Here is a 23386-nt window from a genome sequence, read left to right as displayed (position 1 = left end):
CCGCCTTCTCCACTGAGGTTGCGCGGCAATTGTGGCAGGTGACACCGACAACCGGGCCCCAGGGCACCCTTTCGCGACACGAAGTCGCACTCCCCGTGGCCCATCCGTCTCCTGAATCCGCCGTAACGGCGCTCAGCTCACCCCTTGCCGACCAGATCCGCCGGAAAGGCGCCCGCGGCCATCGCCGCCCCCGCGAACCCCTTCGCCAGCTCGGCCAGCCGGGCCACCCCGTCGGCCCCCAGATGCTCGTACGGCGCCCGGTCCAGCCGGTCCGTCTCCGTCTCGATCTCCGCCCGCAGGGCCGCTCCCGCCTCGGTCAGCTCGCCCGCCGCGTCGAGCAGCCCGCGCTCCCGCAGCCGCGCCACCGTCGCGTCCCAGTCGTCCTGGCTCCAGCCCCGGGTGGCGAGCACCCACTTGGGGTTCATGCCCTTGCCGGTCGCGGTGTGGGTCACCACCGCCTCCAGCCCGTCGAGACCGGCCGCGATGAGCACCGCGAGGTGCCCGTCGCCGCGGTGCTCGCGCAGCAGCGTGGTCGCGTGCCAGTAGGCGAGGTGGGGCTCCTCGGGCACCGGCAGGTCCGCGTGCGCCGCGTACAGCGGGCGGCCGGGGCGGGAGCAGGCCTCGGTGGCGCGCAGCGCGAGCCGCGCGGCCTCGGTCATCTGGTCGGAGGCCACCGCGTCCGCGCCGAGCAGCCGCCGCAGGGAGGCGTCGACGGCACGCGCGCGTGCGGCGAGGACGTCGCCGGGCGACGCGGTCTCCCAGACGGCCGGGACATGCCGGGCCACCAGGTCGTACTTGTAGTTGTAGAACGTGGCCGTCACCGTGCCGGGTCCCACCGGCCCCAACGCGGCGGCCCGCACCGCGAAGTTGACGGCCCGCGGGTGGGTGACCCCGAGCGCGGCCAGTTCCTCGGCCAGCTCGGGGCTGAAGAAGTGGGTCGCGTGCAGGGAGTTGAGCAGGGTGTGGCAGCGGCGGCCGGCGCGCGGCTCCAGGGCGGCAGTGGTCATGGCGAGCACGTTACCGACTGGTCGGTACGGACTCCAGTGTCGTGTCCGACCCGACGGCGAAGCGTTCGGTGCGCCATGGCAGAAAAGGTGGGAAGCTCGTCATTGCGGCCATCACCGCGCCCGCGAACAATCGATGACATGGCGCAGCGAACCGTTCTCGTCGTCCTCTTCGACGGTGTCCAGAGCCTCGACGTCACCGGCCCCGTGGAGGTCTTCACGGGCGCCGAGGTCCAGACCCCGGGCAGTTACCGCATTCGTACGGCCTCCCTGGACGGCGCGCCCGTGCGCACCTCCAGCGGGCTGACCGTCGTACCGGACACGGCCCTGGCCGAGGCGCCCGAGCCGCACACGCTCCTCGTGCCCGGCGGCCAGGGCACCCGGCGTTCGGACCCGGCCCTGGTCGACTGGCTGCGCGAGCACGGGCCGCGCACCGGACGGCTCGTCTCCGTCTGCACCGGCGCCATCCTGCTCGCCGCGGCCGGACTCCTGGACGGCCACCGGGCCACCACCCACTGGGCTTACTGCGACAAGCTGGCCCGCGACCATCCGGCCGTCGACGTCGACCCCGACCCCATCTACGTCCGGGACGGCCGGGTCGCCACCTCGGCCGGCGTCACCTCCGGCATCGACCTGGCGCTCGCCCTCGTCGAGGAGGACCTGGGCCGGGACGTGGCGCTCACTGTCGCCCGGCACCTGGTGGTGTTCCTGCGCAGGCCCGGCAACCAGGCCCAGTTCAGCGTGCAGCTCGCCGCCCAGACCGCACGGCGTGAACCGCTGCGGGAGGTCCAGCAGTGGATCACCGAACACCCGGACGGCGAACTCGGCGTCGAGGCGCTGGCCGCCCGCGCCGCCCTCTCACCCCGACATTTCGCCCGCGCCTTCCAGGCCGAGACCGGTATGACGCCCGGCCGGTACGTCGACCGGGTACGGCTGGAACACGCCCGCCGGCTCCTGGAGGACACCGGCGACGGCGTCGAGGAGGTCTCCCGGGCCAGCGGTTACGGCACCCCCGAAGCGATGCGCCGCGCCTTCCTCAAGGCCCTCGGCGCGACACCCGCCGAATACCGGCACAGGTTCCGGCCGGCCCCCGTCGGCCGACCCGGTTAGGAGAGCCATGCAGTTCGCGATCGTCCTCTACGACCGTTTCACCGCCCTGGACGCCGTGGGGCCGTACGAGACCCTGGGCCGGCTCCCGGACTCCGAGGTCGTCTTCGTCGCCGAGCGGACCGGCCCCGTCCGCAACGACAACGGAAGCCTCGCCCTGATCGCCGACAAGACCTTCGCCGAGGTGCCCCACCCCGATGTCCTGGTCGTCCCGGGCGGCCCCGGCCAGACCCCGCAGATGGAGAACCGGGCGCTCCTCGACTGGATCCGCACCGCCGACGCCACCAGCACCTGGACCACGTCCGTGTGCACCGGCTCCCTGCTGCTCGCCGCCGCCGGCCTCCTCGACGGGCGCCGCGCCACCTCGCACTGGCTGGCCCTGGAAGAACTGCGGAAGTTCGGCGCCGAGCCGACGGGGGAGCGGGTCGTCACCGACGGCAAGTACGTCACCGCGGCCGGCGTCTCCTCCGGCATCGACATGGGCCTCGCCCTGCTCGGCCGGATCTGCGGAGACGCCGTCGCCCAGGCCGTGCAGCTCGGGATCGAGTACGACCCGCAGCCGCCCTACGACGCGGGTTCCCCGCAGAAGGCGCCCGCCGAGGTCGTCGAGCTGCTCATCTCGAGGAGCCGGTTCATCCTCGGCCAGGGACAGCCCAGCTGAACCGCGGCTGACGGCGCTCCAGGAACGCGGCGACGCCCTCCGCGGTGTCGCCGCTGCCGCGCGCCTGCTCCGTCCAGTGGCCGTCGCGGTCGGTACGGCCGTCGGCGAACTCCTTCGCCGCCGCCTGCGTCAGCTGGGAGCGCGCGACCAGGATCCGGGTGAACTCGGCGACCCGCTCGGCCAGTTCGCCCTCGGGCAGCACCTCGTCGACCAGGCCGGTGCGCAACGCCCGCTCCGTGCCGATCAACTCGCCGGAGTACAGCAGGTACTTGGTGGCGGCGGGGCCGACCAGGGAGACCAGGCGGCGGGTGGAGGAGGCCGGGTAGACGATCCCGAGCTTGGCCGGGGTCACGCCGAAGAGGGCGCCCTCCGCGGCGAACCGGAGGTCGCAGGCGGCGGCGAGCTGCGAGCCGCCGCCCACACAGTGGCCGCGGACCGCGGCGAGGGTCGGCTTGGGGAACGCGGCGAGCGCCTCCTCGGCGGCGCAGGCGAGGGCCTGTGCCTCGGCGGGGGAGCCCTGGAGGGTGGAGATGTCGGCACCGGCGCAGAAGGTTCCGCCCTCGCCGGTCAGCACGAGGACCCGGACGCCCGGGTCGGCCGACAGCTCGTCCAGGAGGGGCGGCAGGGCTCGCCACATCGCCGCGGTCATCGCGTTGCGTTTGACCGGGTTGTGGATGACCACCGTGGCCACGGCGTCGGTGACCTGGTGGGAGAGGTGGGACTCCATGGCCGGGATGTTATCGGCGTGACGGAGCCGGGGATCGATGCGGCCCTGCCCCAGGGGTTGCAGTACAACCGTAAAAGTGCGCGAAGTCGGCTTTCGTGGAACAGGACCAGTCCTTCAGCCGACCTTGTCGTACGTCGACGGTCAGAACCGTTCGATAGTTGCTGACTTGTGTTCAGTCATCCGGGGCGGAGGGGGTCGTTACCAACACTCGTCGTGTGGTGACAATCGAGCGCGAGGGTGGCGACCGGACCATGGAGAACCACGGGCGCGGGCACGACCCGCGTCCAGAGGGAGGCGGTGCTCCGCCGCCGGATCCGCTGCCGTACGAAGGAGTCTGGCGGTTCACCGCCGCCGCCGTGGACGCCTCGGTCCCGCAGGCCCGGCGCGCCGTACGTGACCTGCTCCAGCGCCAGGGCGTCCCGGTCTCGGAAGACCTGGTGTACGGGCTGCTGCTGATCGTCTCCGAGCTGGTCACCAACGCGGTCAAGCACGCGGCGCTGCTGTCGCCGGTGCTCGCCGTCGAGGTCGCCGTCGGCGCCGAGTGGGTGCGGGTGTCGGTGGAGGACAACCACCCCTACCGCCCGACCGCCCTGGAGGCCGACCACGGCCAGACCGGCGGCCGGGGGCTGCTGCTGGTGCGGGAGGTGGCCAGGGAGGCGGGCGGAGTCGTGGACGTGGAGCACACGTCGAGCGGCGGCAAGGTGATCTGGGCCGCCCTGCCGCTCAAACCCGCGTCGGTGCCGTGAGGCCGCTCACCAACCGGCGGACGGGCCCGTCAGCTCCCTGATCGCCGGACGGGCCGCGTCCAGCACGGTCATGAACCACGACGAGAAGGGGTCCCGGGCGTGCCTCTCGGTCAGTTCGGCGGCCGTCACGAAGGCGGTCTCCCCGACCTCCTCCGGGTCCGGCGAGAGCGGCGCCTGCACCATGCCGACGAACAGGTGGTTGAACTCCTGCTCGACCAGTCCGGAGTCCGGGTCCGGGTGGTTGTACCGGACCGTTCCCGCCTCGCCGAGCAGGGACGGGGAGACCCCCAGCTCCTCGAAGGTGCGGCGGGCCGCCGCCGCGAAGGGGGCCTCACCGGGGTAGGGGTGGCCGCAGCAGGTGTTGGACCACACACCGGGGGAGTGGTACTTGCCCAGCGCGCGCTGCTGGAGCAGGAGTCTGCCCTGTTCGTCGAAGAGGAAGACCGAGAACGCCCGGTGCAGCTGCCCGGGTGGCTGATGCGCGGCCAGCTTCTCCGCGGTCCCGATGGTCACACCCTTCTCGTCGACGAGTTCAAGCAAAATCGCGTCCGTTGTGCCCTTCGACGTGCTGTGCGTCGCGGTGGCAGGTGTGATCGGCATACCCATCCTTCGCCTCGGTCTTCGTACCAAGTCTGCCGTACGAATCCGACACTCCCGGCACTTCCCGGCACGGGCACGCCGGAAGAGGGACCCGGTAGTTGATCGTGCCCTACGGGTGCGAACGGGAACCGTCCGGGGGTGTCGAACACAAGGACGGCGGGGGATTTTGGACCGATGCGTTCCGGTGGCCGGAGGGGCGGATCCCGGCGCGGTCAGTGGCAGAGCCGGGCCTCGTGCTCCGCGTGCCCGCCCGGTTCCAGCTGGAAGGTGCAGTGCTCCACGTCGAAGTGGTGGCCGAGACAGCCCTGCAGTTCGTGCAGCATCTTCTCGTGGCCGATGGCGTTCAGCACCTCCGAGCGGACCACCACGTGCGCCGACAGCACCGGCAATCCCGAGGTGATCGTCCAGGCGTGCAGATCGTGGACGTCCAGTACGCCCTCCAGGGCCAGGATGTGCGACCGCACCTCCGCCATGTCCACGTCCTTGGGCGCCGCCTCCAGCAGGACGTCCAGCGTCTCGCGCAGCAGCTTCACCGTCCTCGGCACGATCATCAGGCCGATCACCAGCGAGGCGACCGGGTCGGCCGCCTGCCAGCCGGTGGTCAGGATCACCACGGCCGAGATCAGCACCGCCAGCGAGCCCAGCGCGTCGGCCGCCACCTCCAGGAAGGCGCCGCGCACGTTCAGGCTCTCGTGCTGGCCGCGCACCAGGAGCGTGAGCGAGATCATGTTGGCGACCAGGCCGATCAGACCGAACACGATCATCTGGCCGCCGTGCGTGTCCGCGGGCGTCACGAACCGCTGGACCGCCTCGTACAGCACGTAGCCGCCGACACCGAGCAGCAGCAGACAGTTGGCCAGGGCGGCCAGGATCTCGGCACGGGCGTAGCCGAAGGTGCGGTTGGTGCTCGCCGGACGGTTGGCGAAGTGGATCGCCAGCAGCGCCATGCCGAGGCCCAGCGCGTCGGTGGCCATATGGGCCGCGTCCGCGATCAGCGCGAGCGAGTCGGCCAGCAGGCCGCCGGCGATCTCGACCACCATCACCCCGAGGGTGATGGCGAGCGCCACCCGCAGCCGCCCGCGATAGGCCGCCGCGGCCGTGCCGGTGGCCGGCGCATGGGTGTGCGTGTGGCCGTGGTCGTGCCCTGCCCCCATGAGATACGCCTCCTGTGTTCCGCCCGGGATCACAGTGAACTACGGGTGGGGGGTATCCGGCAACGCGGCAGTGAACACCGTTGTCATGTGCCCTGACCTGCGGAAACGAATGCCAGGTCAGGGCACCCTCAGTTACCCGTGGTGAGTGGGCGGGCATCCCGGGTGGTCGGTCGGCACCCGTCGCTGTCGTAGGGGCCATGTCCTCAATGCCCGTTCTGTGAGCGCGGTTTGTGGGCCGGGGCCCGGATCACGGATGATGATCTCGGCAAAGGCCGGGGCAGAGCCGGTCGTCCGTGCCATGAACGGCCGGTGAACAAGCAGTCCTCACCATCCGATAACCTCTGCCGAATGCCGCCCGGGGGCCACCAGGCACACCGCGCCCCACCACGCAGTAGACCGGCGCCCGTGCGCCGGCACCCAGGGAGTGAGTTCGGTTGCCGACCGCCATCGTCACCGGCCAGCCGGTCCCCGGATCGTCGTTGGAGAGCGATCTGCGGGCGCTCGGCTTCGAGGTGCGTACGGCCTCGGACAGCGCCGACACCGCGGCCCTTCTCGCGGCCGTGCCCGCCGACCGGCGGGTGGCCGTCGTCGACGCCCGCTTCGTCGGTCATCTGCACGCCCTGCGCCTCGGCCTCACCGACCCGCGCTTCCCGCTCGCCGCGATCCCCGGCGCCGTCACCGCCCAGCCGGCCGGCCGTCAGACGCTGAACGGGGCGCTCGCCCGGGAGGCCGCCGGCGGCGGCACCGACCTGGCCGTCGACGGCCTCGTCACCGCCCTGGACGCCGACGTGCACCGCCCCGAGCTGGGCAGTCTGGTCGCCGCCGTCCCCGCCGACCCGCAGGCCCGCAACGAGGTACGGCAGGCCGTCGCCGCCGTCGACGACGAGGCCGTACGCCTGAAGTCGGCCGTGAAGTCCCGTGACGGCTTCTTCACCACCTTCTTCGTCAGCCCGTACTCCCGCTACCTCGCCCGCTGGTGCGCCCGGCGCGGACTGACCCCGAACCAGGTCACCACCGCCTCCCTGCTCACCGCCCTGATCGCGGCGGGCTGCGCGGCCACCGGCACCCGCGCCGGGTTCGTCGCGGCCGGTGTACTGCTGATCGCGTCCTTCGTCCTGGACTGCACCGACGGCCAGCTCGCCCGCTACTCCCTGCAGTACTCCACGCTCGGCGCCTGGCTGGACGCCACCTTCGACCGGGCCAAGGAGTACGCCTACTACGCCGGCCTCGCACTCGGCGCGGCCCGGGGCGGCGACGACGTGTGGGCCCTCGCCCTCGGCGCGATGATCCTGCAGACCTGCCGGCACGTGGTCGACTTCTCCTTCAACGAGGCGAACCACGACGCCACTGCCAACACCAGCCCCACCGCGGCCCTCTCCGACCGGCTCGACAGCGTCGGCTGGACGGTCTGGGTGCGCCGGATGATAGTCCTGCCCATCGGCGAACGATGGGCCCTGATAGCCGTCCTGACCGCGGCGACGACCCCGCGGATCACCTTCTATGTGCTCCTGGTCGGCTGCGCCCTCGCGGCGACGTACACCACGGCCGGGCGGGTGCTGCGCTCCCTGACCCGCAAGGCCACGAGGACCGACCGGGCGGCGAAGGCGCTGGCCGACCTGGCCGACAACGGCCCGCTCGCCGGATTCGTGTCCCGCGCGATGCCCGCCCGGCTCGGCTCCCCGCTCCTGGTGGCACTCGCCGGAGTGGCGGTTCTCACCGTGTCCCTCTTCTCAGGCGTGACCTGGGCGCCGGTCGCCGGCGCCGTCGTCTACGCGCTGGCCTGCGGCCAGGCCCTCGCCCGCCCGCTCAAGGGCGCCCTCGACTGGCTGGTCCCGCCCTTGTTCCGGGTCGCCGAATACGGCACCGTTCTCGTCCTCGCAAGCAAATCCGGGGTGAACGGAACCCTTCCCGCGGCTTTCGGCCTGGTGGCCGCCGTCGCCTACCATCACTACGACACGGTGTACCGCATCCGCGGCAACGCCGGGGCGCCGCCGGCCTGGCTGGTGCGCGCCGCCGGGGGGCAGGAGGGGCGAACGCTGCTGGTCACCGTCGTGGCCGCGGTGCTCACCGCCACGCAGTTCAAGGTCGCGCTCACGGTCCTGGCCGTGGCCGTGGCCGGGCTGGTGCTCGTCGAGAGCATCCGCTTCTGGGTGTCCGCAGGGGCGCCCGCCGTACACGATGAAGGAGAACCCGCATGATCGGCCTCGTGCTGGCGGCCGGCGCCGGACGGCGTCTGCGTCCCTACACCGACAGCCTGCCCAAGGCACTGGTGCCGGTGGGGCCTGCCGGGATAGAGGACTCGATCACGGTGCTCGACCTGACCCTCGGCAACTTCGCCGAGATCGGCCTGACCGAGGTCGCGATCATCGTCGGCTACCGCAAGGAGGCCGTGTACGAGCGCAAGGCGGCCCTGGAGGCTAAGTACGGCCTCAAGCTCACCCTCATCGACAACGACAAGGCCGAGGAGTGGAACAACGCCTACTCCCTGTGGTGCGGACGTGACGCCCTCAAGGACGGCGTGATCCTCGCCAACGGCGACACCGTGCACCCGGTCTCCGTCGAGAAGACGCTGCTCGCCGCCCGCGGCGACGGCAAGCGGATCATCCTCGCCCTGGACACCGTGAAGTCCCTCGCGGACGAGGAGATGAAGGTCGTCGTCGACGCCGACAAGGGCATGACGAAGATCACCAAGCTGATGGACCCCACCGAGGCCACCGGCGAGTACATCGGCGTCACCCTCATCGAGGGCGACGCGGCCCCCGAACTCGTCGACGCGCTGAAGACGGTCTGGGAGGGCGACCCGCAGCAGTTCTACGAGCACGGCTACCAGGAGCTGGTCAACCGCGGCTTCCGGATCGACGTGGCGCCCATCGGCGACGTCCGGTGGGTCGAGATCGACAACCACGACGATCTCGCCCGGGGACGGGAGATCGCGTGCCAGTACTGACCAGGCTGATCCCCTCGCCGGTCGTCGTCGACATCCGCCCGGGTGCCCTCGACGACCTGGCCGGTGTGCTCGCCGACGAGCGCATCTCGCACTCCGGCCGGCTCGCCATCGCCGTCAGCGGCGGCTCCGGCACCAAGCTGCGCGAGCGCGTCTCGCCGAGCCTGCCCGGTGCCACCTGGTACGAGGTCGGCGGCGGCACCCTCGACGACGCGATCCGGCTGGCCGGCGAGATCAAGGCGGGCCGCTACGACGCGGTCGTCGGCCTCGGCGGCGGCAAGATCATCGACTGTGCGAAGTTCGCGGCGGCCCGGGTGGGCCTGCCGCTGGTCGCGGTGCCGACGAACCTCGCGCACGACGGTCTGTGCTCGCCGGTCGCCACCCTCGACAACGACGCGGGCCGCGGCTCCTACGGCGTGCCCAACCCGATCGCGGTCGTCATCGACCTCGACGTCATCCGCGAGGCCCCGGCACGCTTCGTGCGCTCGGGCATCGGGGACGCCGTCTCCAACATCTCGGCGATCGCGGACTGGGAACTGTCCCACCGCGTCAACGGCGAGAAGATCGACGGCCTGGCGGCCGCCATGGCCCGCCAGGCCGGCGAGGCGGTGCTGCGGCACCCCGGCGGCATAGGGGACAACGACTTCCTCCAGGTGCTCGCCGAGGCGCTGGTGCTCAGCGGTATCGCCATGTCGGTGTCGGGCGACTCCCGCCCGTCCTCCGGCGCCTGCCACGAGATCAACCACGCCTTCGACCTGCTGTTCCCTAGGCGTGCCGCCAGCCATGGCGAGCAGTGCGGACTCGGCGCGGCCTTCGCGATGTACCTGCGCGGAGCCCACGAGGAGTCCGTGTACATGGCCGATGTGCTGCGCCGGCACGGACTGCCGGTGCTGCCGGAGGAGATCGGCTTCACCGTGGACGAGTTCGTCCGGGTCGTGGAGTTCGCTCCGGAGACCCGGCCCGGCCGCTACACCATCCTCGAACACCTCGACCTCAAGACCCACCAGATCAAGGACTTCTACGTCGACTATGTCAAGGCCATCGGTAGCTGAACTCCGTCCGGTCGTGCACCCCGCTGGGGTCAAGGACCGGCGCAGCGGTGAGCACTGGATGGGGCGCCTCTATATGCGTGAGGTGTCCCTGCGGGTGGACCGCTACCTGGTGAACACCAGGGTCACGCCCAACCAGCTCACGTACCTGATGACCGTCTTCGGCGTGCTCGCGGCCCCGGCCCTGCTCGTGCCGGGGATCACGGGTGCCGTGCTCGGCGTGGTCTGTGTCCAGATGTACCTGCTGCTGGACTGCGTCGACGGCGAGGTCGCGCGCTGGAAGCAGCAGTACTCGCTGGGCGGGGTCTACCTCGACCGGGTGGGCGCGTATCTGACCGACGCGGCCGTTCTGGTCGGGCTCGGGCTGCGCGCCGCCGACCTGTTCGGCAGCGGCCGTATCGACTGGCTGTGGGCCTTCCTCGGCACCCTGGGCGCGCTCGGCGCGATCCTGATCAAGGCCGAGACCGACCTGGTCGGGGTCGCCCGGCACCAGGCCGGGCTGCCGGTGGTCAAGGAGGCCGCCGCCGAGATGCGGTCCTCCGGGATGGCGCTGGCCCGGCGGGCCGCCGCCCTGCTCAGGTTCCACCGGCTGATCCTCGGTATCGAGGCCTCCCTGCTGATCCTGGTCCTCGCCATCGTCGACAACGTCCGCGGCGACCTCTTCTTCACCCGCCTCGGCACCGCCGTACTCGCCGGCATCGCGCTGCTGCAGACCCTGCTGCACCTGGTCTCGGTCCTCGCGTCGAGCAGGCTGCGGTGAGCGCCGGGCTGAAGGTGGGCGCGGTCGTCATCACCATGGGCAACCGCCCCGACGAACTGCGGGCCCTCCTCGACTCGGTCGCCAAGCAGGACGGCGACCCGGTCGAGGTCGTCGTCGTCGGCAACGGCTCGCCCGTCCCGGACGTCCCCGAAGGCGTCCGCACCAAGGAGCTGCCCGAGAACCTCGGGATCCCCGGCGGCCGCAACGTCGGCATAGAGGCCTTCGGCCCCAGCGGCCGCGATGTCGACATACTGCTCTTCCTGGACGACGACGGACTGCTCCCCGGGCACGACACCGCCGAGCTGTGCCGCCAGGCCTTCGCCACCGACCCGAGGCTCGGCATCGTCAGCTTCCGTATCGCCGACCCGGACACGGGGCAGACCCAGCGCCGGCACGTGCCGAGGCTGCGGGCCTCCGACCCGATGCGCTCCTCCCGGGTCACCACCTTCCTCGGCGGCGCCAACGCCGTCCGCACCCAGGTCCTCGCCGAGGTCGGCGGCCTGCCGGACGAGTTCTTCTACGCCCATGAGGAGACCGACCTGGCCTGGCGGGCCCTGGACGCCGGCTGGATGATCGACTACCGCTCCGACATGGTGCTGTACCACCCCACGACCGCCCCCTCCCGGCACGCGGTCTACCACCGGATGGTCGCCCGCAACCGGGTGTGGCTGGCGCGCCGCAACCTGCCCGCCCCCCTGGTCCCCGTCTACCTCGGGGTGTGGATGCTGCTGACCCTGGTGCGCCGCCCCTCGCGCCCGGCCCTGCACGCCTGGTTCGCCGGCTTCCGGGAGGGCTGGACCACGCCGTGCGGACCCCGTCGGCCCATGCGGTGGCGCACCGTGTGGAAGCTCACGCGACTGGGCCGTCCCCCGGTGATCTGAGAAGCTCGAAGGCGCGTGTCCGCGTGCTCGGCGCGCGGACACCCCCGGGAACGTGTCCCATGGCGGATACGTGTCACCTCCGGTAGCACAATTCCGTAAGACGAACGTAAGACGAATCTGAGGACGAAGGCTTCCACCCTTGAGTGAGACAACGCATGACGTCGGAATCGCGGTGAGCGCGGTGCCGTCGCCCGACGAGGGCCTCACGGCGGCGCAGCTGGCCGCCAAGTACGGGCTCACGGTGAGCGGCGCACGTCCCTCGCTCGTCGAGTACGTACGCCAGCTCTGGGGACGCCGGCACTTCGTCCTCGCCTTCTCGCAGGCGAAGCTCACCGCCCAGTACAGCCAGGCCAAGCTCGGCCAGCTCTGGCAGGTGGCCACCCCGCTGCTGAACGCGGCCGTGTACTACTTCATCTTCGGTGTCATCCTGCATGCCAGCCGCGGGATGTCGCAGGACATCTACATCCCGTTCCTGGTCACCGGCGTCTTCACGTTCACGTTCACACAGAGTTCGATCATGACGGGCGTCCGGGCGATCTCCGGCAACCTCGGCCTGGTGCGGGCGTTGCACTTCCCGCGCGCCTCGCTGCCGATCTCCTTCGCGCTCCAGCAGCTCCAGCAGCTGCTGTTCTCGATGATCGTCATGGTCGCCGTGGTGGTCGGGTTCGGCAGCCGTCCGGGCCTGTCCTGGGTGCTGGTCGTCCCGGTCCTGGTCCTGCTGTTCCTCTTCAACACCGGTCTGGCCATGATCGTGGCCAGGCTGGGTGCCAAGACGCCGGACCTGGCCCAGCTGCTGCCGTTCGTCCTGCGCACCTGGATGTACATGTCCGGTGTGATGTTCTCGATCACCAAGATGATGGAGGGCCGGCCGGAGTGGGCGCGCACGGTCCTCCAGGTGAACCCCGCCACCGTCTACATGGATCTGATGCGCTTCGCCCTCATCGACGGCTATGGCGCCTCGAACCTCCCGCCGCACGTGTGGGCCGTCGCCCTGTCCTGGGCGCTGGTCGTCTTCGCCGGCGGGTTCGTGTACTTCTGGAAGGCGGAGGAGCGGTACGGCCGTGGCTGAGCTGAACGACACGGAGCAGAACCAGGGGGAGCGGATCCCCACCGTCATCGCGGAGGACGTGCACATCGTCTACCGCGTCCACGGCGCCAAGTCCGGCAAGGGCAGCGCGACGGCCGCCCTCAGCCGCATCGTCAAACGCGGCTCGGACGACACGGCCCGGGGCGTCCGCAAGGTGCACGCCGTGCGCGGGGTCTCCTTCGTCGCCTACCGGGGCGAGGCGATCGGCCTGATCGGCTCCAACGGCTCCGGCAAGTCCACCTTGCTGCGCGCCATCGCCGGCCTGCTGCCCGCCGAGCAGGGCAGGGTCTACACCAACGGGCAGCCCTCGCTGCTCGGCGTCAACGCGGCCCTGATGAACGACCTCACCGGCGAGCGCAACGTCATCCTCGGCGGGCTCGCCATGGGCATGTCCCGCGAGGAGATCAGGGAGCGCTACCAGGAGATCGTCGACTTCTCCGGCATCAACGAGAAGGGCGACTTCATCACCCTGCCGATGCGGACCTACTCCTCCGGCATGGCGGCCCGGCTGCGGTTCTCCATCGCCGCCGCCAAGGACCACGACGTCCTCATGATCGACGAGGCGCTGGCCACCGGTGACGCGGCCTTCCGCAGGCGGTCAGAGGACCGGATCCGCGAACTGCGCCGGCACGCGGGCACCGTGTTCCTGGTCAGCCACAACAACAAGTCGATCCGCGACACCTGCGACCGGGTCCTGTGGCTGGAGCGCGGTGAGCTGCGCATGGACGGCCCGACCGAAGAGGTGCTCAAGGAGTACGAGAAGTTCACGGGCAAGTAGCCCAGCGGTACCCGGGCCCCGTCGGAACCTTTCCGGCGGGGCCCGGCGTCTGCAAAGGAAACGTCAACTCCGGGCCGCCTAAGGAATCTTGAAGCCAATCGGTGTGTTGTTGTGATCTGCGGGACACCCCGACGAACCTCGATGCGTTGTACAACGTAAGCTGTACGGGTCCCGGAAAGCGGCAAGTGGGGCGATAATGCGCGACACCCTCGGCCGGGCCGCCCCGTGGATTGCTGGGCGGCGTGTCCGAAATAGTGTGTATTGGGTCGGCAGTGTAGAACGGGAGATGTGACGGCAATGGCTACGGAAACTCCCCAGCTCAACGCAGGCCACGCCGTCCCGGCCCCGGGCAGCGAACGGTGACGGCGGCCACCCCGGCGCGCACCGGAGACGCCGAGCGAGGCACCCTGGACAAGGCCGCGGACGAGAACTTCCCGGTGGCCCCGTTCTTTCTGCCGAGGTCCTGGCGTGACGATCTGATGGCGGTGTACGGCTTCGCCCGTCTCGTCGACGACATCGGCGACGGTGACCTGGCCCCCGGCGGCGCCGACGCCCGGCTGCTCGGCGTCTCCCCGGAGGAGGCCGAAAACCGCCTGGTCCTCCTCGACGCCTTCGAGGCCGACCTGGGCCGGGTCTTCGACGGAACCCCGCACCATCCCCTGCTGCGCCGCCTCCAGCTCACCGTTCGCCGCCGCGAACTGGCCCCCGAGCCGTTCCTCGGGCTGATCGCCGCCAACCGCCAGGACCAGCTCGTCACGCGGTACGAGACCTACGACGACCTGCTCGCCTACTGCGAGTTGTCCGCCAACCCCGTCGGCCGCCTGGTCCTCGCCGTCACCGGCACCTCGACACCCGAGCGGATCCGCCTCTCGGACGCGATCTGTACCGCACTCCAGATCGTCGAACACCTCCAGGACGTGGCCGAGGACCTCGGCCGCGACCGGATTTATCTGCCCGCCGTGGACATGAAGCGCTTTCATGTCCAGGAGGCGGATCTCGCCAGGAAAACCGCGGGCGCATCGGTGCGTGCTCTGGTTGCATACGAAGCACAACGCGCCCGCGATCTCCTGAATGAAGGCGCCCCCCTGGTGGGTAGCGTCCACGGCAGGTTGAAGCTGCTGCTCGCGGGGTTCGTGGCGGGGGGAAGGGCGGCGATCGCAGCGATCGCCGCCGCCGAATACGACGTACTTCCCGGCCCGCCCAAGCCCGGCAAGGGCCGGTTGCTGCGTGAGGTGGGCGTGACTCTGCGAGGAGAGGGGTGATCCGGACCGTGGACTCTCCCACACCTGTGTCCGCACCGGTACTCGCCGCCTACAGCTACTGCGAGACCGTCACCGGACAGCAGGCACGGAACTTCGCCTACGGCATCAGGCTGCTGCCTGCGCCCAAGCGGCGCGCCATGTCGGCGCTCTACGCCTTCTCCCGGCGCGTCGACGACATCGGCGACGGCGTGCTGGCCGACGACGTGAAGGCGGCCCGGCTGGAGGACACCCGGGCGCTGCTCGCCCGGGTCCAGGACGGCGCGGTCGACGAGGACGACACCGACCCGGTCGCGGTCGCCCTCGCGCATGCCGCCCAGGCCTTCCCGATCCCGCTGGGCGGCCTGGACGAGCTGATCGACGGTGTGCTGATGGACGTACGCGGCGAGACCTACGAGACATGGGACGACCTCAAGGTCTACTGCCGCTGCGTGGCCGGTGCGATCGGCCGGCTCTCGCTCGGCGTGTTCGGCACCGAACCGGGGGCGCGCGGTGCCGAGCGCGCGCCGGAGTATGCCGACACGCTCGGGCTCGCGCTCCAGCTCACCAACATCCTCCGGGACATCCGCGAGGACGCCGGGAACGGCCGCACCTATCTGCCCGTCGACGATCTCGCCAAGTTCGGCTGCGCGGCCGGGTTCCACGGGCCGACCCCGCCGGAGGGCTCGGACTTCGCGGGCCTGGTGCACTTCGAAGTACGGCGTGCCCGCGCCCTGTTCGCCGAGGGCTACCGGCTGCTGCCCATGCTCGACCGGCGCAGCGGCGCCTGTGTCGCCGCCATGGCCGGCATCTACCGCCGGCTGCTCGACCGCATCGAGCGGGAGCCGGAGGCGGTGCTGCGCGGCCGGGTCTCGCTGCCCGGACGTGAGAAGGCGTACGTCGCCGTACGCGGACTGTCCGGGCTCGACACCCGGCGCCACGCGTCCCGCCGGACCGTCAGGAGGCGCGCCTGATGGACAGAGTGGGCCAAGCCGACCCCACCCGAGAAAAACGGCAGGCAACCCTCCGGTGCGGCGTGGCGTCCCTGACTGCGACGGCCCGCCCTGCCCCGTTCCACCGGCACGGTGGGCGGGCAGGGGAGGCTGCACGATGACCGACGGCACGCGATCCGAACGGACGCACGACGACATCCCGTCCGGGCGCACCGCCGTCGTGATCGGCGGCGGCCTGGCCGGTGTCACGGCCGCTCTGGCACTCGCCGACGCGGGGATGCACGTCACCCTGCTCGAAGGCAGGCCGCGCCTCGGCGGGCTCGCCTTCTCCTTCCAGCGCGGCGACCTGACCGTCGACAACGGCCAGCATGTGTACCTGCGTTGCTGCACCGCCTACCGCTGGTTCCTCGACCGCATCGAGGGCGCGGCGCTGGCACCGCTCCAGGACCGGCTCGACGTGCCCGTGCTCGACCTCGCGAAACCCGAGGGGCGCCGGCTCGGCAGACTCCGCCGGGACCCGTTGCCGGTGCCCCTGCACCTGGGGCGCAGCCTCGCCGCCTACCCGCATCTCTCGCTCGCCGAGCGCGCCAGAGTGGGCCAGGCCGCACTCGCTCTCCGAGCACTCGATCTCGGCGATCCCTCGCTCGACGCACAGGACTTCGGCAGCTGGCTGGCTGCCCGAGGCCAGTCGGCGCGGGCCATCGAGGCACTGTGGGACCTGGTGGGGGTCGCCACCCTCAACGCGGTGGCCCAGGACGCTTCCCTGGCGCTCGCCGCGATGGTGTTCAAGACCGGTCTGCTGTCCGACCCGGGCGCGGCCGACATCGGCTGGGCCCATGTGCCGCTGGGTGAACTGCACGACCGGCTGGCCCGCAAGGCGCTCGACTCCGCGGGCGTGCGCACTGAGCTCCGTACACGCGTCACCTCCGTCTCCACTAACGAGAACGGGACGTGGAGCGTTCAGGTTCCCGGGGAGACGCTCACCGCCGACACCGTGGTGCTCGCCGTGGCCCACCGCGAGGCGTACGACCTGCTGCCCGAGGGCGCCCTCGACGCCCCCGAGAACCTGCTGGAGATCGGCACCGCGCCGATCCTCAACGTCCATGTGGTCTACGACCGTACGGTGCTCACCAAGCCGTTCTTCGCGGCCCTGGGCACCCCGGTCCAGTGGGTGTTCGACCGCACCCACGCCTCCGGGCTATTGAAAGGCGGGCCCGAAGGGCCTCCGTACAAGGGTGGTGGTGGGCGACGGGCGGGACAGTACCTCGCCCTGTCCCAGTCGGCCGCCCAGGACGAGATCGACGCACCCGTGGCCGTCCTGCGCGAGCGCTATCTGCCCGAGCTGGAACGGCTGTTGCCCGGCGCGCGCGGCGCCGAGGTGCAGGACTTCTTCGTGACCCGGGAGCGCACCGCGACCTTCGCCCCCACCCCCGGCGTCGGGCGGCTGCGGCCCGGCCCCCGCACCAAGGCACCCGGCCTCTACCTGGCCGGCGCGTGGACCGCCACAGGGTGGCCCGCGACCATGGAGAGTGCGGTCCGCAGCGGTGTGAACGCGGCCGACGCCGCGCTGCGCACCCTGGGCCGGCCCCGCCCCCGTCACCTCTTCGAGTTCGAGGAGGCGGCGTGATGCTCGATCAGCAGGCGGCAGGCCCCCGCACCCCCGGTACCGCAACAAGAGGAGAAACTGTGCCCACTGTGCCCCCGGCCGAGACGGCTGCCGACGCGGTGGACGTGACCGCGCTCCTGGAGCGCGGCCGGACCCTTGCCAACCCGGTACTGAAGGCGGCTGTCGACCGCCTGGCACCCCCCATGGACACCGTGGCCGCCTACCACTTCGGCTGGATCGACGCCGAGGGCAACCCCGCCGACGGCGACGGCGGCAAGGCCGTGCGGCCCGCGCTCGCCGTGCTCTCCGCCGAGGTCACCGGCGCCGCCCCCGAGGTCGGCATCCCCGGGGCCGTCGCCGTCGAACTCGTCCACAACTTCTCGCTGCTGCACGACGACCTGATGGACGGCGACGAACAGCGCCGCCACCGTGACACCGTCTGGAAGGTGCACGGCCCCGCCCAGGCCATCCTGGTCGGCGACGCCCTGTTCGCCCTCGCCAACGAGGTGCTGCTGGAACTCGGCAGCGTCGAGGCCGGCCGCGCCACCCGCCGGCTCACCACCGCCACCCGCGCTCTGATCGACGGCCAGGCCCAGGACATCTCCTACGAGCACCGCGACCGGGTCAGCGTCGAGGAGTGCCTGGAGATGGAGGGCAACAAGACCGGCGCCCTGCTCGCCGCCTCCAGCTCCATCGGCGCGGTACTCGGCGGCGCTGACGACCGCACCGCCGACACCCTGGAGAAGTACGGCTACCACCTCGGCCTCGCCTTCCAGGCCGTCGACGACCTCCTCGGCATCTGGGGCGACCCGGACGCCACCGGCAAGCAGACCTGGAGCGACCTGCGCCAGCGCAAGAAGTCCCTGCCCGTCGTCGCCGCGCTCGCGGCGGGCGGCCCCGCCTCCGAGCGGCTCGGCGAGATCCTCGCCGCCGACGCCAAGAGCAGCGACTTCGAGAACTTCTCGGAGGAGGAGTTCGCCGCCCGCGCCGCCCTCATCGAGGAGGCCGGCGGCCGTGAGTGGACCGCCGAAGAGGCGCGTCGTCAGCACACCATCGCCATCGAGGCCCTGCACGCCGTCGAGATGCCCGATCTGGTCCGGGCACAGTTCACGGCGCTCGCGGACTTCGTCGTCGTACGAAAGAGATGATCACTATCGGTCGAATAGTCCTCGCGTAGTCGCCGGCCGGTGCGAGCGCGCAACCAGCACCGGCCGACGGCGGACCCACAGCAGAACGATTTCGCACGACTGCACGAAGGGGAAGCCATGACAGCGACGACCGACGGAAGCACCGGGGCCACCCTGCCGCCCCGCGCTGCCTCGGCCAGCACCGACCTCACCACCCCCGCGGCGGCCGGGGTACAAGAAGCCGCCGAACGCGCCGTGAGGCGTGCCACCGACCATCTGCTCGCCCGGCAGGACGCGCAGGGCTGGTGGAAAGGTGACCTGGAGACCAACGTCACCATGGACGCCGAGGACCTGCTGCTCCGTCAGTTCCTCGGCATCCGCGACGAGGCCACGACGGCCGCCGCCGCGCTCTTCATCCGCGGCGAGCAGCGCGAGGACGGCACCTGGGCCACCTTCTACGGCGGTCCGGGCGAACTCTCCACCACCATCGAGGCGTACGTCGCCCTGCGGCTGGCCGGGGACGCTCCCGAGGCGCCCCACATGGCGAAGGCGTCGGCCTGGATCCGCGAGCGCGGCGGGATCGCCGCCGCCCGGGTGTTCACCCGGATCTGGCTGGCCCTGTTCGGCTGGTGGAAGTGGGAGGACCTGCCCGAACTCCCGCCCGAGCTCCTGTACTTCCCCAAGTGGTTCCCGCTCAGCATCTACAACTTCGGCCAGTGGGCCCGGCAGACCATCGTGCCGCTCACCGTCGTCTCGGCCAAACGCCCGGTGCGCCCCGCTCCCTTCCCGCTGGACGAGCTGCACACCGACCCGGCCGATCCCAACCCGCCGCAGCCCCTTGCCCCGGTGGCCAGTTGGGAGGGCGTCTTCCAACGGCTCGACAAGGTTGTCCGCGGCTACCGCAAGGTCGCGCTGCGCCGGCTGCGCGGCTCCGCGCTGAACTCCGCCGGCCGCTGGATCGTCGAACGCCAGGAGAACGACGGCGCCTGGGGCGGTATCCAGCCGCCGGCGGTGTACTCGGTGATCGCCCTGTACCTGCTCGGCTACGACCTCGAACACCCCGTGATGCGCGCGGGCCTTGAGTCGCTGGATCGTTACGCCGTGTGGCGCGAGGACGGCGCCCGGATGATCGAGGCCTGCCAGTCGCCGGTGTGGGACACATGTCTGGCGGCCATCGCCCTGGCCGACGCAGGCCTGCCCGATGACCATCCGCAACTGGTCAAGGCCGCCGACTGGATGCTCGGCGAGCAGATCGTGCGGCCCGGCGACTGGTCCGTGAAGCGTCCCCAGCTCCCGCCGGGCGGCTGGGCGTTCGAGTTCCACAACGACAACTACCCCGACATCGACGACACCGCGGAGGTGGTCCTCGCGCTGCGCCGGATCAAGCACCACGATCCCGAGCGGATGGAGAAGGCCATCGGGCGCGGGGTGCGCTGGAACCTCGGCATGCAGTCGAAGAACGGCGCCTGGGGCGCCTTCGACGTCGACAACACCAGCCCGTTCCCCAACCGGCTGCCGTTCTGCGACTTCGGCGAGGTCATCGACCCGCCCTCGGCCGACGTCACCGCGCACGTCGTGGAGATGCTCGCCTTCGAGGGCATGACCCACGACCCGCGCACCCGGCGCGGCATCGAGTGGCTGCTGGCCGAACAGGAGCCGGACGGCTCGTGGTTCGGGCGCTGGGGCGTCAACTACGTCTACGGCACCGGCTCCGTGGTGCCCGCGCTGACCGCGGCCGGGCTGCCCGCCTCGCATCCGGCGATCCGGCGCGCGGTGACCTGGCTGGAGCAGGTCCAGAACGAGGACGGCGGCTGGGGCGAGGACCTGCGCTCCTACAAGTACGCCGGTGAATGGAGCGGGCGCGGCGCCTCCACCGCCTCCCAGACCGCGTGGGCGCTGATGGCGCTGCTCGCGGCGGGGGAGAAGGACTCCAAGGCCGTCGAGCGGGGCGTGCGGTGGCTCGCCGAGACCCAGCGGGAGGACGGCTCCTGGGACGAGCCGTACTTCACCGGCACCGGGTTCCCCTGGGACTTCTCCATCAACTACCACCTCTACCGGCAGGTCTTCCCGCTCACCGCGCTCGGCCGTTACGTCCACGGCGAGCCCATGCCCGAGGCCGAGAGGAGCTGAATGAGTACCACGCCCGCTCCGGCTCCGCTGCTGATCGCCTGCGCGCTCGGCATCGAGCATCTGGCCCTGCGCGCCGGCGAACGCGGCGGCGCGGGCGGGCCGGTCACCGTGCTGCGCACCGGCATGGGCCCCAGGGCGGCGGAACGGTCCGTCACCCGGGTCCTGGCCGACCCGGCGCTCGCCGGTGCCGCCGTCCTGGCCACCGGCTTCTGCGCGGGACTCGCTCCCGGGATGCACCCCGGCGACCTGGTCGTCGCCGAGGAGACCCGGGACCCGCGCGGCAGCGTCTCCTGCGTCGCCACCGAACTCCTCGTGAAAGAACTGGTGCGGACCGTACCCGGCCGCACTGTCCACACCGGCCCCGTCACCGGCTCCGATCACGTCGTCCGCGGTCACGAACGGTCTGATCTGCTCGCGACCGGCGCAATCGCGGTCGACATGGAGTCGGCGGCCACACTCCTGAGCGCCGTACGGGCGGGCGAGCGCCCCGTTGCGGCCGTCAGGGTGGTCGTGGACGCTCCTGAACATGAACTCGTCCGGATCGGCACGGTGCGCGGTGGAATATCGGCTTTCCGCGTACTTCGATCCGTTCTTCCGGCTTTTTTCGAATGGCACCGTTCTTTGTTGCTCCCCCGGAGGTGAGCCAGATGGCCATGCCGCTGCGCCAGTCCATCAAGGTCGCGACTTACTTGGCTGAACAGAAGCTCCGCAAGCGGGACAAGTTCCCACTGATCGTGGAGCTGGAACCCCTCTTCGCCTGCAACCTGAAGTGCGAGGGCTGCGGCAAGATCCAGCACCCGGCAGGTGTGCTCAAGCAGCGCATGCCGGTCGCGCAGGCCGTCGGGGCGGTGTTGGAGTCCGGTGCGCCGATGGTGTCCATCGCGGGCGGCGAGCCGCTGATGCACCCTCAGATCGACGAGATCGTGCGGCAGCTGGTGGCGAAGAAGAAATACGTCTTCCTCTGCACCAACGCCATGCTGCTGCGCAAGAAGATGGACAAGTTCACGCCCTCTCCCTACTTCGCCTTCGCGGTGCACATCGACGGGCTGCGTGAGCGGCACGACGAGTCCGTGGCGAAGGAGGGCGTGTTCGACGAGGCGGTGGCGGCCATAAAGGAGGCCAAGCGGCGCGGCTTCCGGGTGACCACCAACTCGACCTTCTTCAACACCGACACCCCGCAGACCATCATCGAGGTGCTCAACTTCCTCAACGACGACCTCAAGGTCGACGAGATGATGATCTCGCCCGCCTACGCCTACGAGAAGGCCCCCGACCAGGAGCACTTCCTCGGCGTGGCACAGACCCGCGAGCTGTTCAAGAAGGCCTTCGCGGGCGGCAACCGGCGCAAGTGGCGGCTCAACCACTCCCCGCTCTTCCTGGACTTCCTGGAGGGCAAGGTCGACTTCCCGTGCACGGCCTGGGCGATCCCGAACTACTCGCTCTTCGGCTGGCAGCGCCCCTGCTACCTGATGAGCGACGGGTACGTGCCGACGTACCGCGAGCTCATCGAGGAGACCGACTGGGACAAGTACGGCCGCGGCAAGGACCCGCGCTGCGCCAACTGCATGGCGCACTGCGGCTACGAGCCCACCGCCGTCCTCGCCACCATGGGGTCCCTGAAGGAGTCGCTGCGCGCCATGCGCGAGACGGTCACCGGAAACCGGGAGTGACCGCATGACCGCCATTTCCCTGGGCCTCCCCGAGGTACCGGTCCGGCCGATCGCCGAGCGGCGCGTGTCGCGGCAGATCCACGTCGGACCGGTGGCCGTCGGGGGCGGCGCCCCGGTGTCGGTGCAGTCGATGACCACGACCCGTACGTCGGACATCGGCGCGACCCTCCAGCAGATCGCCGAACTCACCGCGTCCGGCTGCCAGATCGTCCGCGTCGCCTGCCCCACGCAGGACGACGCGGACGCCCTGGCGACGATCGCGAGGAAGTCCCAGATCCCGGTGATCGCGGACATCCACTTCCAGCCGAAGTACGTGTTCACGGCCATCGAGGCCGGCTGCGCGGCCGTCCGCGTCAATCCCGGCAACATCAAGAAGTTCGACGACCAGGTGCGGGAGATCGCGCGGGCTGCGAAGGACCACGGCACGCCTATCCGGATCGGAGTCAACGCCGGCTCGCTCGACCGGCGGCTCCTGGAGAAGTACGGCAAGGCGACCCCCGAGGCGCTCGTGGAGAGCGCGCTCTGGGAGGCCTCGCTCTTCGAGGAGCACGACTTCCGGGACATCAAGATCTCCGTCAAGCACAACGACCCGGTCGTGATGATCGAGGCGTACCGGCAGCTCGCCGCCCAGTGCGACTACCCGCTGCACCTCGGCGTCACGGAGGCGGGCCCGGCCTTCCAGGGCACGATCAAGTCGGCGGTCGCCTTCGGCGCGCTGCTCGCGCAGGGCATCGGCGACACCATCCGGGTGTCGCTGTCCGCCCCGCCCGCCGAGGAGGTCAAGGTCGGCATCCAGATCCTGGAGTCCCTGAACCTCCGGCAGCGGCGGCTCGAGATCGTCTCCTGCCCGTCCTGCGGGCGCGCCCAGGTCGACGTCTACAAGCTCGCGGACGAGGTCACGGCAGGGCTGGAGGGCATGGAGGTGCCGCTGCGCGTCGCCGTCATGGGCTGCGTGGTCAACGGCCCCGGCGAGGCCCGCGAGGCCGACCTCGGCGTCGCCTCCGGCAACGGCAAGGGCCAGATCTTCGTCAAGGGCGAGGTCATCAAGACCGTCCCCGAGTCCAAGATCGTGGAGACGCTCATCGAGGAAGCGATGAAGATCGCCGAGCAGATGGAGCAGGACGGCGCCGGGTCCGGAGCACCCGCCGTCACCGTGAGCTGAAC

General features: G+C 70.9%; 23 protein-coding genes. 19 read left to right on the top strand and 4 right to left on the bottom strand.

The window, feature by feature from the left end:
* Positions 1-137: 137 nt before the first annotated feature.
* Positions 138-1007: a hypothetical protein gene (locus AB0D59_RS47090; RefSeq protein WP_362578083.1), complete on the bottom strand. Its 870-nt coding sequence runs from the start codon at positions 1005-1007 to the stop codon at positions 138-140.
* A gap of 138 nt (positions 1008-1145) precedes the next feature.
* On the opposite strand from AB0D59_RS47090, the gene AB0D59_RS47085 reads away from it, so the two are divergent.
* Together AB0D59_RS47085 and AB0D59_RS47080 are read left to right on the top strand one after the other, a co-directional pair.
* Positions 1146-2114: a GlxA family transcriptional regulator gene (locus AB0D59_RS47085; protein ID WP_362578081.1), complete on the top strand. Its 969-nt coding sequence runs from the start codon at positions 1146-1148 to the stop codon at positions 2112-2114.
* A gap of 7 nt (positions 2115-2121) precedes the next feature.
* Positions 2122-2772 (top strand): DJ-1/PfpI family protein, encoded by a 651-nt coding sequence (locus AB0D59_RS47080; protein WP_362578079.1) that lies wholly within the window; start codon positions 2122-2124, stop codon positions 2770-2772.
* On the opposite strand, the gene AB0D59_RS47075 is transcribed toward AB0D59_RS47080, so the two are convergent.
* Complete coding sequence (locus tag AB0D59_RS47075; RefSeq protein WP_362578077.1) at positions 2744-3499, bottom strand: enoyl-CoA hydratase/isomerase family protein; 756 nt, start codon at positions 3497-3499, stop codon at positions 2744-2746. The genes AB0D59_RS47080 and AB0D59_RS47075 overlap by 29 nt on opposite strands.
* A gap of 251 nt (positions 3500-3750) precedes the next feature.
* On the opposite strand from AB0D59_RS47075, the gene AB0D59_RS47070 reads away from it, so the two are divergent.
* Positions 3751-4245 (top strand): ATP-binding protein, encoded by a 495-nt coding sequence (locus tag AB0D59_RS47070; protein WP_362578107.1) that lies wholly within the window; start codon positions 3751-3753, stop codon positions 4243-4245.
* A 6-nt stretch (positions 4246-4251) separates the two neighbouring features.
* Here the strand turns inward: AB0D59_RS47070 and idi are convergent, their stop codons facing one another.
* Positions 4252-4845, bottom strand: coding sequence for an isopentenyl-diphosphate Delta-isomerase (idi, locus tag AB0D59_RS47065; protein ID WP_362578075.1), 594 nt, complete (start codon positions 4843-4845; stop codon positions 4252-4254).
* Between the two features lie 212 nt (positions 4846-5057).
* The gene (locus tag AB0D59_RS47060) at positions 5058-5999 is read right to left on the bottom strand and encodes a cation diffusion facilitator family transporter (RefSeq protein WP_362578073.1); all 942 of its coding nucleotides are present in this window, start codon (positions 5997-5999) and stop codon (positions 5058-5060) included.
* Between the two features lie 434 nt (positions 6000-6433).
* Here AB0D59_RS47060 and AB0D59_RS47055 point away from each other — a divergent pair, with 434 nt between their 5' ends.
* From AB0D59_RS47055 to ispG, 16 genes are all read left to right on the top strand, one after another.
* Positions 6434-8197, top strand: a complete 1764-nt coding sequence (locus tag AB0D59_RS47055) for a DUF5941 domain-containing protein (RefSeq protein WP_362578071.1) — start codon at positions 6434-6436, stop codon at positions 8195-8197.
* On the top strand, positions 8194-8946 hold the full coding sequence (locus AB0D59_RS47050; RefSeq protein WP_362578069.1) for a phosphocholine cytidylyltransferase family protein: 753 nt from the start codon (positions 8194-8196) through the stop codon (positions 8944-8946). The genes AB0D59_RS47055 and AB0D59_RS47050 overlap by 4 nt, the downstream gene beginning before the upstream one ends.
* Entirely contained in the window at positions 8934-9995 is a 1062-nt protein-coding gene (locus AB0D59_RS47045) for an iron-containing alcohol dehydrogenase family protein (protein ID WP_362578068.1), read from the top strand. Before AB0D59_RS47050 ends, AB0D59_RS47045 begins: the two co-directional genes overlap by 13 nt.
* A 13-nt stretch (positions 9996-10008) precedes the next feature.
* On the top strand, positions 10009-10752 hold the full coding sequence (locus tag AB0D59_RS47040) for a CDP-alcohol phosphatidyltransferase family protein (protein WP_362578066.1): 744 nt from the start codon (positions 10009-10011) through the stop codon (positions 10750-10752).
* Positions 10749-11633, top strand: a complete 885-nt coding sequence (locus AB0D59_RS47035) for a glycosyltransferase (RefSeq protein ID WP_362578064.1) — start codon at positions 10749-10751, stop codon at positions 11631-11633. Before AB0D59_RS47040 ends, AB0D59_RS47035 begins: the two co-directional genes overlap by 4 nt.
* Before the next feature lie 139 nt (positions 11634-11772).
* Entirely contained in the window at positions 11773-12702 is a 930-nt protein-coding gene (locus AB0D59_RS47030; RefSeq protein ID WP_362578062.1) for an ABC transporter permease, read from the top strand.
* Positions 12695-13498 (top strand): ABC transporter ATP-binding protein, encoded by an 804-nt coding sequence (locus AB0D59_RS47025; RefSeq protein WP_362578061.1) that lies wholly within the window; start codon positions 12695-12697, stop codon positions 13496-13498. Before AB0D59_RS47030 ends, AB0D59_RS47025 begins: the two co-directional genes overlap by 8 nt.
* A gap of 359 nt (positions 13499-13857) precedes the next feature.
* A complete protein-coding gene (hpnC, locus tag AB0D59_RS47020) occupies positions 13858-14760 on the top strand; it encodes a squalene synthase HpnC (protein ID WP_362578059.1) in 903 nt (300 codons plus the stop codon).
* Positions 14757-15710, top strand: a complete 954-nt coding sequence (gene hpnD, locus AB0D59_RS47015; RefSeq protein ID WP_362578057.1) for a presqualene diphosphate synthase HpnD — start codon at positions 14757-14759, stop codon at positions 15708-15710. The genes hpnC and hpnD overlap by 4 nt, the downstream gene beginning before the upstream one ends.
* The gene (locus AB0D59_RS47010; protein WP_362578055.1) at positions 15710-15850 is read left to right on the top strand and encodes a DUF6380 family protein; all 141 of its coding nucleotides are present in this window, start codon (positions 15710-15712) and stop codon (positions 15848-15850) included. Before hpnD ends, AB0D59_RS47010 begins: the two co-directional genes overlap by 1 nt.
* Complete coding sequence (gene hpnE, locus AB0D59_RS47005; protein ID WP_362578053.1) at positions 15847-17316, top strand: hydroxysqualene dehydroxylase HpnE; 1470 nt, start codon at positions 15847-15849, stop codon at positions 17314-17316. Before AB0D59_RS47010 ends, hpnE begins: the two co-directional genes overlap by 4 nt.
* On the top strand, positions 17316-18443 hold the full coding sequence (locus tag AB0D59_RS47000) for a polyprenyl synthetase family protein (RefSeq protein WP_362578051.1): 1128 nt from the start codon (positions 17316-17318) through the stop codon (positions 18441-18443). The genes hpnE and AB0D59_RS47000 overlap by 1 nt, the downstream gene beginning before the upstream one ends.
* Positions 18444-18560: 117 nt before the next feature.
* Positions 18561-20552, top strand: coding sequence for a squalene--hopene cyclase (shc, locus tag AB0D59_RS46995; protein WP_362578049.1), 1992 nt, complete (start codon positions 18561-18563; stop codon positions 20550-20552).
* Positions 20553-21194, top strand: coding sequence for a 1-hydroxy-2-methyl-2-butenyl 4-diphosphate reductase (locus AB0D59_RS46990; RefSeq protein ID WP_362578047.1), 642 nt, complete (start codon positions 20553-20555; stop codon positions 21192-21194).
* A 5-nt stretch (positions 21195-21199) separates the two neighbouring features.
* On the top strand, positions 21200-22222 hold the full coding sequence (hpnH, locus tag AB0D59_RS46985) for an adenosyl-hopene transferase HpnH (RefSeq protein ID WP_362578045.1): 1023 nt from the start codon (positions 21200-21202) through the stop codon (positions 22220-22222).
* A gap of 4 nt (positions 22223-22226) precedes the next feature.
* Positions 22227-23384, top strand: coding sequence for a flavodoxin-dependent (E)-4-hydroxy-3-methylbut-2-enyl-diphosphate synthase (ispG, locus tag AB0D59_RS46980; RefSeq protein WP_362578043.1), 1158 nt, complete (start codon positions 22227-22229; stop codon positions 23382-23384).
* Positions 23385-23386: the final 2 nt, after the last annotated feature.

The sequence above is a fragment of the Streptomyces sp. NPDC048417 genome (assembly GCF_040651615.1).
GTDB lineage: Bacteria > Actinomycetota > Actinomycetes > Streptomycetales > Streptomycetaceae > Streptomyces.
The sequence above is the reverse complement of the archived record's forward strand: the minus strand, read 5'-3'. Positions and strand labels throughout refer to the sequence as shown.